The organism is Rhizobium sp. SVR5-2C (genome assembly GCF_056755115.1).
In genome coordinates, this window is the sequence record NZ_JBNDHT010000021.1 from 33,713 (window position 1) to 48,166 (window position 14,454).

The following is a 14,454-nucleotide window of genomic DNA, read 5'->3' on the forward strand; positions in this document are numbered from 1 at the left end:
CCGAGGCGCTTTCGCTTCAGTGGAAGTTTCGTGCTTTCACCTTCAGAGTATCGATGTGCAGATCCCTGACGAAGATATCCCTCGGCTCTGGCACGGGCTTCGGTCGATCCCGCGAATCCGGGTTTGAAGGAGAGCCATGCGCGAACTCGTCGCCCCTCCCCGTCGGTAACTTGAAGTCGATATCGCGGTCGGCCAGCCCAGAAAGATCTCCGCTCAGATCGAATAGCTGCTGGGCCACTAGATGCACGACATCGCCTTCACGTTGGATCTTTCCATTGATCGCCATCATGGACGACCCCAGCACGACACGTCGCCGCTTCTCGAACAGGCTCGGCCAGACGACCACGTTTGCGGGTCCGGTCTCGTCCTCGATCGTCAGGAACATGACACCCTTTGCCGATCCTGGCTTTTGACGGACAAGAACCAGACCTGCGGTCATCAGCCATCGGCCATCTCTGGCACTCATCGCATCGGAGCAGGTCACGATATTCCGCTTCTGCAGATCGCGCCTCAGAAAAGCGATGGGGTGTTCGCGCAGGGTAAGGCCGACATGGCTGTAGTCTTCGACAACGTTATGCCCTTCGGTCATCTGTCGCAGTTCGACCTCGGGCTCCTGTTGTTCGGCGTTGACCTTTGACTCCCGTTCGGCGGCGGCCGCGAACAGTGGAAGTGGCTCATCACGGAGAGCCTTGATTGCCCATAGCGCGTCTCGGCGGTGGAGCTTCAATGACGGCCGGAAGGCATCGGCCTCGGCGAGCTGCACGAGGGCTTCCGTCGGTACGCTTGAACGCCGCCATACGTCGTCCACGCTTTCGAACTCGCGGTCCATCCGGGCGGCGACTATTCGAGCAGCATCAGCGACTGCCAGACCCTTCACCATTCGCATGCCGAGCCTTACCGCATGACGATCGGTGGTGCCGATCCTTTCCAGCGTACAGTCCCAGCGAGAGCGGTTGATGCAGATCGGACGGATTTCGACGTCGTGGTTGCGAGCGTCGCCGACGATCTGCGCGGGCGCATAGAAGCCCATCGGCTGCGAGTTCAGCAACGCGGCGCAGAAGACATCGGGGAAGTGGCACTTCACGTAGTTCGAGGCGTAGGCGATCAGGGCGAACGACGCTGCATGGCTTTCCGGGAAGCCGTACGATCCGAATCCTTCAAGCTGGCTGAATGTCTTCTCCGCGAACTCGGCCGAGTAGCCGTTCTTGATCATCCCGGAAACGAGTTTGTCCTTGAAGCGGCTGACCCCGCCTGTGAACTTGAACGTGGCCATCGACTTGCGGAGCTGGTCGGCCTCGCCACCCGTGAAGCCGGCGCAGACCATTGCGACCTTCATCGCGGACTCCTGGAAAAGCGGCACGCCGAGGGTCTTGCCGAGTACGGCCTCCAACTCCGGTGTCGGGTATTCGACAGGCTCCTTTCCTTCCCGTCTCCTGAGGTATGGGTGGACCATGTCGCCCTGAATCGGGCCTGGACGAACGATGGCCACCTGAACGACCAGGTCATAGAACGTCCGCGGCTTCAGGCGTGGCAGCATGGCCATCTGGGCGCGGCTCTCGATCTGAAAAGTGCCGAGGGTGTCGGCTTTCCTGATCATTGCATACGTAGCGCTGTCCTCCTGCCTTATCTTGGCGAGGTCGAGATCGTCATCCTTGTGCTGTCGGATCAGATCGAAAGCCTTCGACATGCAGGTGAGCATCCCCAAGGCCAGCACATCGACCTTCATAAACTTCAGCGCTTCGACGTCGTCCTTGTCCCATTCGATGATCTGCCGATCCTTCATGCTGGCAGGTTCGATGGGTACGAGATCGTCCAATCTGTCGTGGGTCAGGACGAAGCCGCCAGGATGCTGGCCGAGGTGACGCGGCGCGCCCATGAGCTGCTGCGCCAGCTTCAACGTCAGCACAAGGCGGCGATCTTCAGGGTTGAGGTTCAGTTCGCGGACGTTCCGATCCGTGACCTCCTCCGACCACGACCACATGCCCGACGACAGCGCCTTGATCACGTCCTCGGGAAGGCCGAGCGCCTTGCCGACATCACGGATCGCGCCGCGTGCACGGTACCGCGTGACCGTCGCACACAGGGCTGCCTTCTCCCGGGTGTAGGTTTTGTAGATCCACTGGATCACCTCCTCCCGGCGCTCGTGCTCGAAGTCCACGTCGATATCGGGCGGCTCGTCCCGCTCCTGCGAGACGAAGCGTTCGAACAGGAGGTCATTGGTGGACGGGTCGATGCTCGTTATGCCAAGGACATAGCAGACGGCACTGTTGGCCGCGGATCCCCTGCCCTGGCACAGGATGCCCTGGCTGCGGGCGAACTTGACGATGCTGAACACGGTCAGGAAGTAAGGCGCATATTTCATCTTCTGGATGAGGTCGAGCTCGTGACGGATGGTCTTCAGGACATCGGGCGGCAGACCTTCCGGATACCGTTGCGGCACGCATTCCCAGACGTAGTGTTTCAACGACTCCTGTGCCGATTTGCCGGGGATGATCGCCTCTTCCGGATACTGGTAGGTCAACTCTTCCAAGGAGAACCTGCAGCGATGGACGATTTCCATCGTCCGAGCCAACGCTTCCGGGTATCGCGGGAACAGGCGCTCCATCTCATGCGGCGGCTTGAGGTAGCGATCAGCGTGCCGTTCGCGCTCAAAGCCGACTTCATCGATCGTCGTATTGTTGCGGATACACGTGACGATGTCCTGGAGCTGCCGCCTGCCAGGTTCGTGGAAGAGCACGTCATTGGTGACGACGGTTCTGACCTTGAAGCGGATGGCCATGTTGGAGAGCTCGTGCAGCCGGAGCTGATCATTCGGCCGCCGTCGCAGGCACAGCGAGACATAGGCACGGTCGCCAAAGAGGCCTGCCATCTTCCGAAGCTGCGTCGCGCAGACATCATCAGGGAGGTCAGGCACGAGGATGCCAATCATTCCCTCGGAATAGGAGACGACATCGTCCCAGTGCAGGATGCAGTTGTTCTTGCCGCCCCTCGACTTTCCCAAGGTGATCAGGCGGGTCAGCCGGGAATATGCTGCGCGGTCGGTTGGATAGACGAGAACCGACATGCCATCCTGAAGGTCCAGTCGACAGCCGACGACGAGCTTGATACCTGTCGCCCGAGACGCTTCGAGAGCACGAACGATCCCGGCTAGCGAATTCCTGTCAACGACACCGACGGCATCTACGCCAAGCTCCTTGGCAGTCTGGAACAGATCGCCGGCAGACGATGCGCCCCGGAGAAAGCTGAAGTGGGTGGTGACCTGGAGTTCCGCGTATCTCATGCGAAGATCCCGTGCATGAACCACCTATGCGATCCCGTTTCCGGATCCACACCGTTGCCGGAGCGGAATATCCAAAGCCGCTCGCCCGCATCGTCCTCGATGACGAAATAGTCCCGGACGGCTTCGTATTCCGAGCTGCGCTGCCACCACTCCCCGAATATCCGCTCCGGACCGTCAGCACACTTCACCTTTCGGCGCTTGCCACGCCACATGATCCAGACGGGCGGATGGTCCGGCATCAGAGCCATCACATCAATCTGCTCCGGCCGCGCCAGCAGACGGACGGGCCGCCGCCACTGGTGGATCCAGGATGTCTCCACAGGTTCCGAGGCGGCATCAATACGACCTACGGAACGCTCGGGAACATCGGAGGCGTCCGGGGCGGCGCGATAGACGCGGTGGCCGCGGTTTCGGTAGATGTCGATCAGCGGCGTCACATCAGTTACTTCGTCCTCGACCAGCGACGACGACTTCTGGACATCCTCAAGCGGCTCGGACATGACCGCAACGAGCGTCAGCTTTTCGATGCCAAAGCCAGGCTCGATTTTCTCGGTCTGGTCACGGAAGAGCTTGGTGAGCCATGCGACATCGCGGGCAGGTTTTGCGGTGCCTGCGCGAACAGCCTGGCGGGTGCCATCGACCTTCTCGACAATGAGATCTGCTCTGCGGACACCGAGGCCCTCCTTCTGGAGCCTGTCGATGAGCTGAACGATCAGCCGGCCGACGTACTTGTTGATGGTCTCGGCGGCGCCGATCGGCTCTGCGAACGCCCGCGAGACCTCGATCAACTCGGGCGTTCTGATTGGATCGATTGGTTCCGGCGTGCGGCCGAACATCTGATCGAGGCGGCGGCCCACTTCGGGCCCGAAGCGGAGGGTCAGCGGCGCGCGTGGTGTGTTGGCCAGTTCGCCGATGGATTTGAAGCCCAGCGTCCGCAGGTCGCCGATGATCTTTTCAGGCACCCTTAGAAGCGAGATCGGAAGCTTCTCGACCGCCCGGACGATTTCGCCTGAGGGCACGATGACGGTCTCGCGGCTGATCGCTCGCGCGCAGGCATGAGCTGCGCCCCACGTATCTGCCACGGCCACTCTCGCCGTGAGCTTCTTCGCGAAGAACTGGTTCGAGATCTTCGTGAGCATGGGCAGTTCGCCACCCTGAAGATGGTCGGCGCCTTCGGTGTCGAGCACGATGCCGTCGGGCGCGTCCATGGCAACGATGGGCGAATACTGCGTCAGCGCCCAGAGTGTAATCCTCTCGAGTGCGGCAGCATCAGCCGCAGGATCCGCTTCCACCATCATCAGGCCGCGGAATAGCGCCTGGGCCTTGGCCGCCTGCATCCCGACGCGCACGCCGGCCTTTCGTGCGGCAGGATCCGCCGCGGACACCCAGCGCTTCGAACCAGACTTCGCGATCACGGCTATTGCTTGATCAGCCGGAATAGACGGATCGGCGCGACGTATTCGATCCGTCGCCAGATCCGGCAGATAGATGGATACGACCCTTGTCATCGCAGGCTCCAATTTCAAACTCAGCACACTCGCCCGCACGCGATCTCATCAACTCCAAAAGCCACCTCGGGCGACCAATTCCCGGCACCGGAAGCTCCTCGGACGGCAGGACGCTCACTCGCCATCTCGTGGTCGAGGCCGTCGGCTGCCCGAAGTCGTTCGCCTCGGTCTGCCGCCGCCACCGCCTGACCGTGAGGGCCATCGTGCCTGTCCGCTCGGCCGCAAGCTGCAGACGGCGGGAAGCGGTCATCGGCAGCCGGACGATCTCCCCGACGACGGCACCGAGGCTGCCAAAGGAAAGTCCTTCTTCCATGTTTGCCAGCGCGTCCTCTTCCTTGTCCGATTCCACGAAGATCACCCTGTCGGGATGAAGACCAACCTGCGCCAGCGCCGGGAAGAAGAGATCCGGCCGCGTCAGACACCAGACGATCGGCCCCTTGGTCCTCGCGGCGATCCATGCTGCGAACAAGGCTGCAGCCGCCCCGTCGACCGTACCGGAGCCACCTCCGGCGAACTCATGTAGAGCGCCCAGACGAAGCCCGCCTCCTGGAAGCACCCCGTCGATCTCCGGAACGCCGAACTCCAGACACCCGACCTTCCTCGCCGCCTGGCCCTCTATGGAGCTGATGCGTTCCCGGAGATCGGCTATGACGTGTGCGCGGACAGCGGACATCGATCACGAATCCTGTTCAGATCGGGTTGAGACTGACGACATCATGTCGCTTGAATGCGGATGTTCCTGTTCCTTCCCGGCAGCAGAGTCAAGGCGGCCTAAAATAGGAATATGGTCCCACAATTTTAGTTTGCTGAAGATTGTTTTGGTGGATCAGCGAGGTAGCCAAATCTCGTAAGCGACCGGCTTTATTGAAAAAATTTTTTGGCCTTGAACGATTGCCTTTGCCGTGTTGCCCGAATATTGACGCGGCCGTTTCGTCATGGAGCCACCGTCGCCCGGGAAGCCAAGAAAGCCTCTCGATCTCTCCTCGACCCTTCATCAGGTTCGCGCTCGATCATCGAAGTTGAGTGTCGGGCCTGCGGAAGGGCTCGAAGCTATGCGCGCGCCGAACTTGTGAAGAAGCACGGGGCAAGCGTTACATTCGCCCGGCTTGGGCGCATGCCAGCAGTCGTATGTGACCTTCTTGTGGATGTAGATGGGGATCGGTGCGGCACAACGTTTCCGTGCCTGCAGACATCGTAACTTCGGATTATGCCTTCGCGGAGATCGCACTCAATTCTTCAAGATCCAGATCACGCTCCAGTTCGCGGAGGGTTTCGTCATCGATTAGTCCCGAACGATGCAGCCGGATGAGTTCCGTCCGGCCGACGGCAACCGCCTCTAAGACGACGTCGAAATGGCGTGAAGCATCGGTATGAAATCCTCCGTCCGCTCCGCGTAATCCACAATGGCCGTCGCCCGATGCTCGTATCTCTTCAGGAGTTGGGGATGGATCAGGTTCCCCTTGATGTCGTAAGCGAGATCTCTCACCTTCGTGAATTGGACTTGTGCCATTGCCGCCTCGGCCTGGCTCATCGTCATTGGTGCGCGCTCGGCTTCCGCCTCGCCCAAGCCAGCCCAGGAAATCACCGCACCAAGCGTCGTGCCCTGTACGAGCACCGTCCCCATGATCACGGCAAAGGACATGACGAGGATGAAATCCCGTCCGGGAAACCCTTCGGGCAGGCTCAAGGCAAGCGCGAGGGTGACCACACCGCGGACGCCCGCCCAGCTCAACACCGTCGCCGCTCCACTTCCCATCGGAACGGATCGAGCGAGTCCTACCCTGTTTGCGAACCTGATCGCCAGATCGGAGCCGAACACCCAGACGAAGCGAGCCGCAACAAGGGCGACAAGGATCACAAGCGCCGGAAACGCCATGGTTTCGACCAGCACCCCGAAGCCGCCGCCGCGCTCAACGACATCGCGCAGCGATAGGTCAATCAGGATGAACACCATCGCCTCCATCAGGAAGACGAGCACTGTCCAGAATGAGGTGCCACGCATTCGCGTCCCCGCCGACATGACGGTATGCTGGTGCCACGAGGCGATCAGACCCGCCGTGACGGTAGCAATCACACCGGACACATGAAGTTGCTCTCCCAAAAGGTAGGCGATCCAGCAGAGCAACGTGGTCGCAGCAATCATGAGGTAGTCGTCGCGCAATCTCCGGACGAGCTTGACCCATGCGAAACCAAGCACGAGCCAAGCGCAGCCCCGCCGGCGGCAAGCACAAGGAACGTCCCAACTGCACTGACAGTACTGAACGCGCCAGTCGCTACCGCTGCGACGGCGAAGCGGAAAAGGACCAACCCGCTCGCGTCATTCAGCAGGCTCTCGCCTTCCAAAAGGATCTGAAGACGTCGCGGCAGGCGAACCCGCTCGAGGACCGCTCGGGCGGACACCGCATCCGGCGGCGATACGATGGCTCCCAGAGCCGCACAGGCAGCCCAAGGCAACGGAGGCATCACCAGATGAGCGACAACAGCAACGACGATGGTGGTGAAGAGCACGGCGCCAACTGCCAGCGAGGCAATGCCGAACATGTGGCGCTTCAGCCTGTCGACGGCGATGGACCAAGCCCCGTCGAACAGAAGCGGCGGCAGGAAGATCACGAGCACAAGCTCCGGATCCACCGTTATCGCTGGCAGCCCGGGGACGAAGGCCAACGCGGCACCGCCCGCAAGCAGTGCGACCGACGGCGGCAGTCCCAGCCGATGGGCGAGATAGTGGAGCGCGATGATCGTAAGAAACATCGCGATCACGAGTTCAAAGAGGTGGGTGCCGTCCATATGTCTCTCCGCGGCCAACGTTGTCCATCAAAGGACGGCTCCGCCTAAAACGCAACAGAGGGGACGAGATGCATCCTCTTCAGAAGTCGGTGGAGACCGATACCTCTCGCCACTGCTTGATTATGTCGGCATCACCAAGATGCTTCGCCTCTATTGCGGCGACAGTGTCGCTGCCGAATGGCATGCGGACGGGAGGCTGGGCGACATCGGCGAAGGCTACGACCTGCCGGGCAAACTTTTCCGGGTCTCCGGGCTGGTTGCGGTTCAGCGAGGACGCGCGCTCGCGAACCGCGCCGGCGGTTGCATCATAGTCGCGGATCCTGTTGCCGCTCGACGACAACGAGCTGGGATCGAGGAAGTCCGTCCGGAAGTAGCCGGGTTCGATCACAGTCACATGGATTCCAAGCGGTTCCAGTTCCGCATGAAGCGCCTCGGATAGTCCTTCGACTGCGAACTTCGTGGAGCAGTAGACACCGAATCCTGCGGCAGCACGGTAGCCGCCGATCGAGGAAATATTGAGGATGCGACCCGACCTCTGCGCCCGCATCTGCGGGAGGACGGCACGCGTCACCGTCAGCAGGCCGAAGACGTTCGTCCGATAGAGCCGTTCGACTTCTTCCGCAGAGGCTTCCTCGACCGCGCCGACAAGGCCGAACCCCGCGTTGTTGAGGAGCACGTCGATTGTGCCGAAGCGCTCGACTGCCTGTCGCGCAGCGTCACGCGCCTGCTCCTCGTTCGTTACATCGAGCGCAGCCGCGAGCAGATTGCGTCGCTCTCCGAGCTTCTCCCTTACCGATCCTGCACTGCGGGCAGTCGCAACCACGTTGTCACCGCGCTCGAGAGCAAGCTGCGCGATGCGGGCGCCGAACCCGCGCGATGCTCCGGTTATGAACCATGTCTTCATCTCGGTCTTCTTTCCTATTCAGAGGCGGCGGGCAGCGCCCAGAGCTTGTCGAAGGCGATGCTGTCGAAGAAAGCCGACGCTTTGACGATTTTGCCGCCATCGAGATTAAGGAACCACGCGTACGTGTTCTTGTATAGCTGGCCGTCCTTCGCTGTTCCGGCGGCATCGAAGAAGACAATCACCGTATCGCCGTCGGCATACATATTCCGGATCGTCGGCTTGAGACCGACGCTCATGCGCGCATTGAACGGTTTGATCACCTCGGTGATGAAAGCATCGCGGCTGAGATGGGGCCTGGAGGCGGCCGAGTTGCCCGTGATCGCCCATGTCACGTTGTCGGCCAGAAGATCATACGGACTTCAAACGCCTTCTGCACCGTGGCCTTGTTGGACACTTCGTCTGCGCACGCCACACTGCCAATGGCACTGAGGATCGAAACAGTGGCCGCAAAAGCGAGCCCTCGCAATGTTGCCACCGATAATCTGCTTCTGCTCATCTCTGAACTCCCTTGAAAACGAGTTGCCTGCCGCCGGGCCATCCCAACGGCGGAGCTGAGCGGCGGGGGCAACGCCGCCATATTTTCAGATTTGGGCTTCCCAGGCCTTGAGCTGATGATCCTTCAACATGTCTTCGATCACCTTAGGGCAGACATTGCGGAACTTGCCTGTGTCGGCCGGGACGATCTCGATCATGCGATTTATCATCTCGGTAGGATCCATCTTGCCTTCCGGCGTGGCGAAGAAGTCGTCAAAGCCCTTCCGGAGCTCGGCTCGCTTCGTGAAGTTCTTGCTGTCATCCATCCAGCGGAACGGGTTGTCGGCCATCGTCTCGTTGTAGCCGGTGTAGTAGGCGCCGGGATTGATGGTCTGGATCTTGATGCCGTAGGCGGCGAGTTCCTGCTGCAAGGCCTCTGCAATGGATTCCAGCGCATGTTTCGTCGAGACGTATGTGCCCCAGTTTGCGGGAGTGAACAGACCACCCATGGAGGACGTAAAGACCACCTTCTTGCCGTGATGCTTGCCCTCGCGGATCCACCGCTGGACCACCCCCTGCGTGAGCGTCAGCGGAAGGAACACATTCGTTTCGAAGTTCCGGCGAACGATATCGACCGGAATTTCCCAGACCGGACCCGGCTCGCCCTGCCCGGCATTGTTCCAGAGAACATCGAAGTCCCAGGACTGGGCCTGCTTGATATCGTACGGATCCGTCAGATCAAGCCGCTCGACTCGGATGCGATTACCCAGATCGAGCGCAGCCACTTCCTCGCGCATGGCCGTGACCATGGGCGAGACCTGGCAGGTCGCGATGATGTTGTGGCCGTTCTTGGCCATGCCAATGGCCGCGGCCTTGCCAAAACCTGAGCCCGCGCCAGTGATGAGAATGGTCTTGGACATGCTAATCTCCTCTTGTTGGTTTAGTTGATATGAACAGCATCAGGTCGGCTCGAAGCCAGAGAGCGCGGCGCGGGCAACTTCCATATCCTGCGATACCGCGCCCCCGGAAACGCCAACGGCTCCGAGAAAGGTCCCGTCAGGTGCGGAAATCGGAAGCCCACCACCGAAGACCACGAGACCGCCGTTCGTCTGCTCTAGGCCTGGCGACCCACCGCCGGGCTTGCAAAACTCTCCGACCGCCTCCGTCGCCATCTGGAAAAGGACGGCCGTTTTCGCTTTGCCGAGGGCGATGTCAATCGAACCGAGCAGCGCCCCATCCATCCGGCTGAACGCCTTGAGTTGTACTCCTGCATCGAGCACCGCGATGTTGACCGCAACGCCGATCGCCTTCGCACGGGCCTCTCCGGCTGCGATGATCGAGCGAGCTTGGTGAGACGAAATCGGCATGTCACCCCCAACGGTTCGAACGCCATCCCGCGTTCACGAAATGGAGGATATCCAGCATTCCCGCGCTGGCGATGTATGTGGGTGCTGTTTTGTGTACGTGAGTGCTGCTTTGGAGTCGGTGAGAAATTCCTCAATTCGAGGAGCCTTTAACCTCCAATAGACAGGCACGCAGTTGTCACATCTTGTGCTTGCGACGCCATTCGCCGGGAGAGACCTTGAATTGCTTGAGGAACACTCTGGTGAAGTGGCTGTGGTCGGTGAATCCGCAATCTTCGGCGATCGACTGGATCGTGAGTTCGGTAGCGACGAGCAATCTTATCGATTTCTCCAGCCGCTGATGCTGGAGCCACGTCATCGGCGACCTCCCTGTACTGATCTTGAACGACCTCGCAAGATGTGCACGGGAGAGGCCTGCTTCCTTCGCAAGGGCTTCAAGGCCAATGTCGCCCTTGATGTTGGCCAGCAGCAGATCCTTTACCCGCCGCTCCTGCCACGGAGCCAATCCACCCTTCACTGGACGAAACTCGATTGCCTGTTCCCCGTACGAGGTAGTCAGGTGGCTCATCAAGGTCAGGGTTAGCTGATCGAGAAAGAGGCGCGAGGTAACATCTGGCTGCTCGAACGCTGGTACGAAGCATTCCATCAGGTTTCGGACGATGTTGTCAGAATGGCCGAGGACATCTCTGTCGCGGAGCGTTGAGAACGGAGCGAGGTCATTTTCACGGTGAAATTCAGTGATTGCATTATGGGAGGCGAACATAGAGATGCAGTCCACGTCACCGGCCTCTACAGCGCTATAGCGTCTCCTAAGGTCGAGAAGCAGGAATTCTCCGGGATCGAGTGGAACAGACGTAGCTGGCTTGCCGTCAATCCACCGAGGACGAGCAGGCAAGTGGTTCCTCTGATAGCAGATTAGGTAGCCGTCCGCCTGCTCCAATTGGACAGGGATGCCGTTGTCGTCATGCCGCCATCTGAGCCTACCGAACGTGGCACCCTCCAGTGCAAGTTGGCTCATCTCGAGCGACGATGGCCGCTCGACGCCCTGAAACCTGTCCGGACTTCGCATTCTCTTCTGGTACATCACAGCTCCCTTGGGAAACTGCGGGCGACCTTACATCCGACATTCATCAAAATCCATCGGCCATGAGCTTTGGAACGGCCGCTGCGCTTCAACGAGATGATGCACGTCTCGCATCGAATGCTAACGCTGACGCTGCGTGGCCTGGAGCGCGAGGGTTGGTGACGCGGACGGCGTATGCCACCATCCCGCCAAAGGTCGAATACGAGCTGACCGATCTCGGTCGCTCGCTGATCACGCCGTTGATGGCGCTGGCCGACTGGGCATTGGAACATCGCCCAGCTATGGAGATTGCCCGCGCCAGCTATGACCTGCATCACGGTTCACCCACCAGATAATCGCCGTTTCAGCGGGTCTAGGGCCTTGGCAGCCATCCGATCAGCGAGTCCATGATGGAGCCAGTTCGAGGCTCCTTCGGATGCCCGTTCTGGACGGCTCACCAGAAGTGCGCTGACCGATTCTCCTTCATGCTCGCCTCCAACTCGATGAGCAGCGCATCGGAATTCAGACAGTCGCAGCAGATACCGAAGCAATCCTCACCGAAGTCGTCCGTGCTTCTCGCTCGTCGACAGCAGTCGCAAATGATGGTGCCGTGGGACGAACGAGTGGGTGCCAATATTTCGAGCAGTAAGTTTTCTACAGCGTGCGCGGCAGGTCCGGGCATCGCAACCTCCCTAAGTTCGTGATCACAAAGGGAGATGGGAGATGCGTCGCGGGTTTTCCAGATGTCGATCTGTTCGGTCAACCGACTTGCAATGTCGGAGCCTCGATCTCCGACCCCGGCTACACGGACCATCGCGACAGCTTACCTTTATCCTGGGAATCCAGCGCATCCCGCACCTCCTGTCCGGGCAGCTCTAGTCGAGAAGCGAGTTCGTCGGCGAGCACCGTGCAAGCTTCCCGATATCGCACGAGGATGTTCTTCGCACGGTCGAACTGCTCTTGCAGAATGCTGTCGACCCGCGCCAGCAGCGCCGGATCAACGTGACCGAAGCTCTCGGGCTCTCGATGACTGAGGTCGCCATAAGATGCGAGCTTCTCGCCCATGCCGTAGGATCTCTCCAGCGCAATTGCCGTCTTCGTAGCCTCGAAGAGATCAGATCCCTCGCCGCCTGCGACCCCGTCATCGTGGCCGCCCAGGAATAAATCCTCCGCAGCCATGCCGGCCATCGTCATGGCAATCAGGTCGATGTAGTGCTCCTTCGTCCTGCGAATCCATGAACCGCGTCTGAAGCGCGCGTGCCCAGAGATTGCGTGCTCTCATCGCCCACCATGTTTTCACAAGAGAATCTTGCTCAAAGCCCTGCAAACGGGGGCTTTTGACACTTTTGGCCCTTGAGAAAATCCCTTACCTACCCTACCCCCTCGCAGCGACCATTGATTCCATTGCACAACCCGATGCGCTCCCCTCACCCATTTTGTCCGGAAAGTTCGCCGCCGTTAGCTTCTGGCCCATCGACCACAAGTTCCTTGGCAACGCTCAGCGGTGTGCGTATCTATCCCACACCTCAGAAAAATCGCCGCGACGAGCCGCTCACGTCAGAAGACCTCCGCATCTGCAACGACGTGCTGAAGGCGCTCAGCCGGGAACACGGCATCGAGAAGGATAAGGACGCGGTGATGCGCCTGGCTGCTATGATAATCGAGCTCTACCGGGAAGGTGTGCGAGATCCGGAGCAATTGGCGGTGCTGCCGGAGCCAAGCGCGAATGGTGATCGCCGCACCTGAGTCGGCATGAGCTTTTCGTAAGCCGAAATTGATTTAGCCTGTTATTTTCAAGTGGCTAAGGAATAGAGTCAACGACTGGAAATTTGCGAGTGGTCTAGGCGGTGACGAACGGGGCGGAAATCACCCTATAACCTCTGAGAAGTAAGGCACCCGGGGTTTGCTCGCGCTCGGCTGAATAAGGGGAATGTTTAGTATGACGATATTGGGTTGTGGAAATGGTGACGGCAAATATTTGGCACGTTGAAAATCAGACAAAACTTCTCGAAGAGTTGGGAAAGGTCACGGTGCGCTGGGCCGCTCTGGATCTGCTCTTGGTAGACATTCTCAATATCGCTCTCGCAAATGCTGCAGTGGCAGTCGAATTAATCCTAGATTCCGCAAACGCAGGGAAGCAGCGCCTCGATAAGTTCGATAGAGCGATCGGCGCGTCTCGGTTCGATGAAACTGAACGGAAGAAGCTGGTAGCCGCAACGCGGAGGTTTGCTGAAATATTAGGGACACGTAATGACATCGTGCATTCTCCCTTGCTTGTCACATGGTCCGTTCAAGGGCAAAAAATTACGCCGAAGCTGCAACAAATGCGACGGACCGGACAAGGAAGGCTTTTCGACCCACAGATGGTGCGAGACCATCTCGGGCTCCTGTCCACGCGTCTGAGTGAACTGGAAACTATTCGCGATGAGCTTGCGGAAAAGTACCTTGAACCGCAAGATGTGGACTAGGGTCCTGCCGGCGAGAGTGACGGCCCGGGAAGCCGAAACGATCGGTGCAGTCAATGAACCCTGAAGATCAAGGAGAGCCGAGCGGGCCTGACTGGTGGCTATGGCCGGTGATGGGGCTCGCTTTGCTTGGAGCGATCGCCGGCGTGATCGGCAGCTTGGCGAGGCTGTTCGGCCTGATCTGACAAAATTGCGATCGGTACGCTACCGCACAGGAACCTTGTGAATGCTTTCGATATTCTAGCTGTTGGGATCGCGTGGCGTGGTTCGCTGATAGACCCTTCCTTTGCCTTACTGGAAAGTCGCGCGATCCTTTCTTCGTCAAACTGCCCCGCTTCGGCGGGGCTTCTCTTTTGGGGCTGGGTCTGTCAAGCAAAGGATATCCTCTCCGCCTACGAGGCGGGGCGTTGGCCGTTGTGATGGTTGATGAGTAACGGCTTTGGCGTGCCGGATGATGGGTGCCCGCCAGGGGTCTGGCTTCTCTTCGAAGTCGGCGCGCGACCGCTTCATGATCGGGTCGGATGGAGAGGCATCTCAATCTTCTTTCCGAAACTGTTAGCTCTGAGCTGACGTCCAGCCCCGCCTCGAGATTGCCCACCCACTCGTCCC

Annotated in this window: 11 protein-coding genes and 3 pseudogenes; 4 read left to right on the forward strand and 10 right to left on the reverse strand. The window is 59.7% G+C overall.

Annotation, left to right across the window (positions count from 1 at the left end):
* Window positions 1-16: 16 nt before the first annotated feature.
* From ACPYOI_RS08630 to ACPYOI_RS08670, 9 genes and pseudogenes are all read right to left on the reverse strand, one after another.
* On the reverse strand, window positions 17-3,280 hold the full coding sequence (locus tag ACPYOI_RS08630; protein ID WP_481422792.1) for an error-prone DNA polymerase: 3,264 nt from the start codon (window positions 3,278-3,280) through the stop codon (window positions 17-19).
* Window positions 3,277-4,788: a Y-family DNA polymerase gene (locus tag ACPYOI_RS08635; RefSeq protein ID WP_481418792.1), complete on the reverse strand. Its 1,512-nt coding sequence runs from the start codon at window positions 4,786-4,788 to the stop codon at window positions 3,277-3,279. The genes ACPYOI_RS08630 and ACPYOI_RS08635 overlap by 4 nt, the downstream gene beginning before the upstream one ends.
* The gene (locus tag ACPYOI_RS08640) at window positions 4,709-5,461 is read right to left on the reverse strand and encodes an ImuA family protein (RefSeq protein ID WP_481418791.1); all 753 of its coding nucleotides are present in this window, start codon (window positions 5,459-5,461) and stop codon (window positions 4,709-4,711) included. Before ACPYOI_RS08640 ends, ACPYOI_RS08635 begins: the two co-directional genes overlap by 80 nt.
* Window positions 5,462-5,993: 532 nt before the next feature.
* A pseudogene (locus ACPYOI_RS08645) lies at window positions 5,994-7,575 on the reverse strand (Na+/H+ antiporter).
* 79 nt (window positions 7,576-7,654) lie between these two features.
* Window positions 7,655-8,479: an oxidoreductase gene (locus ACPYOI_RS08650; protein WP_481418790.1), complete on the reverse strand. Its 825-nt coding sequence runs from the start codon at window positions 8,477-8,479 to the stop codon at window positions 7,655-7,657.
* Window positions 8,480-8,493: 14 nt separating this feature from the next.
* Window positions 8,494-8,975: pseudogene (locus ACPYOI_RS08655) on the reverse strand (nuclear transport factor 2 family protein).
* Between the two features lie 85 nt (window positions 8,976-9,060).
* Window positions 9,061-9,873, reverse strand: coding sequence for an SDR family oxidoreductase (locus tag ACPYOI_RS08660; RefSeq protein WP_481418789.1), 813 nt, complete (start codon window positions 9,871-9,873; stop codon window positions 9,061-9,063).
* 39 nt (window positions 9,874-9,912) lie between these two features.
* The gene (locus ACPYOI_RS08665; protein ID WP_481418788.1) at window positions 9,913-10,320 is read right to left on the reverse strand and encodes a GlcG/HbpS family heme-binding protein; all 408 of its coding nucleotides are present in this window, start codon (window positions 10,318-10,320) and stop codon (window positions 9,913-9,915) included.
* 175 nt (window positions 10,321-10,495) lie between these two features.
* A complete protein-coding gene (locus ACPYOI_RS08670) occupies window positions 10,496-11,401 on the reverse strand; it encodes a helix-turn-helix domain-containing protein (RefSeq protein ID WP_481418787.1) in 906 nt (301 codons plus the stop codon).
* 78 nt (window positions 11,402-11,479) lie between these two features.
* On the opposite strand from ACPYOI_RS08670, the pseudogene ACPYOI_RS08675 reads away from it, so the two are divergent.
* Window positions 11,480-11,736: pseudogene (locus ACPYOI_RS08675) on the forward strand (winged helix-turn-helix transcriptional regulator); the annotation flags it as partial.
* A 445-nt stretch (window positions 11,737-12,181) separates the two neighbouring features.
* On the opposite strand, the gene ACPYOI_RS08680 reads toward ACPYOI_RS08675, so the two are convergent.
* The gene (locus ACPYOI_RS08680; RefSeq protein ID WP_481422797.1) at window positions 12,182-12,649 is read right to left on the reverse strand and encodes a hypothetical protein; all 468 of its coding nucleotides are present in this window, start codon (window positions 12,647-12,649) and stop codon (window positions 12,182-12,184) included.
* Between the two features lie 219 nt (window positions 12,650-12,868).
* Between ACPYOI_RS08680 and ACPYOI_RS08685 the strand changes: the two genes are divergently transcribed.
* The 3 genes from ACPYOI_RS08685 to ACPYOI_RS08695 all read left to right on the forward strand — a co-directional run bounded on the left by ACPYOI_RS08685 (window position 12,869) and on the right by ACPYOI_RS08695 (window position 14,030).
* A complete protein-coding gene (locus ACPYOI_RS08685; RefSeq protein WP_481418786.1) occupies window positions 12,869-13,126 on the forward strand; it encodes a hypothetical protein in 258 nt (85 codons plus the stop codon).
* Between the two features lie 215 nt (window positions 13,127-13,341).
* Window positions 13,342-13,848 carry a hypothetical protein gene (locus tag ACPYOI_RS08690; RefSeq protein ID WP_481418785.1) on the forward strand — a complete coding sequence of 169 codons (507 nt, stop codon included), beginning with the start codon at window positions 13,342-13,344 and terminating at the stop codon, window positions 13,846-13,848.
* A 53-nt stretch (window positions 13,849-13,901) separates the two neighbouring features.
* Window positions 13,902-14,030 (forward strand): hypothetical protein, encoded by a 129-nt coding sequence (locus tag ACPYOI_RS08695; protein ID WP_481418784.1) that lies wholly within the window; start codon window positions 13,902-13,904, stop codon window positions 14,028-14,030.
* Window positions 14,031-14,454: the final 424 nt, after the last annotated feature.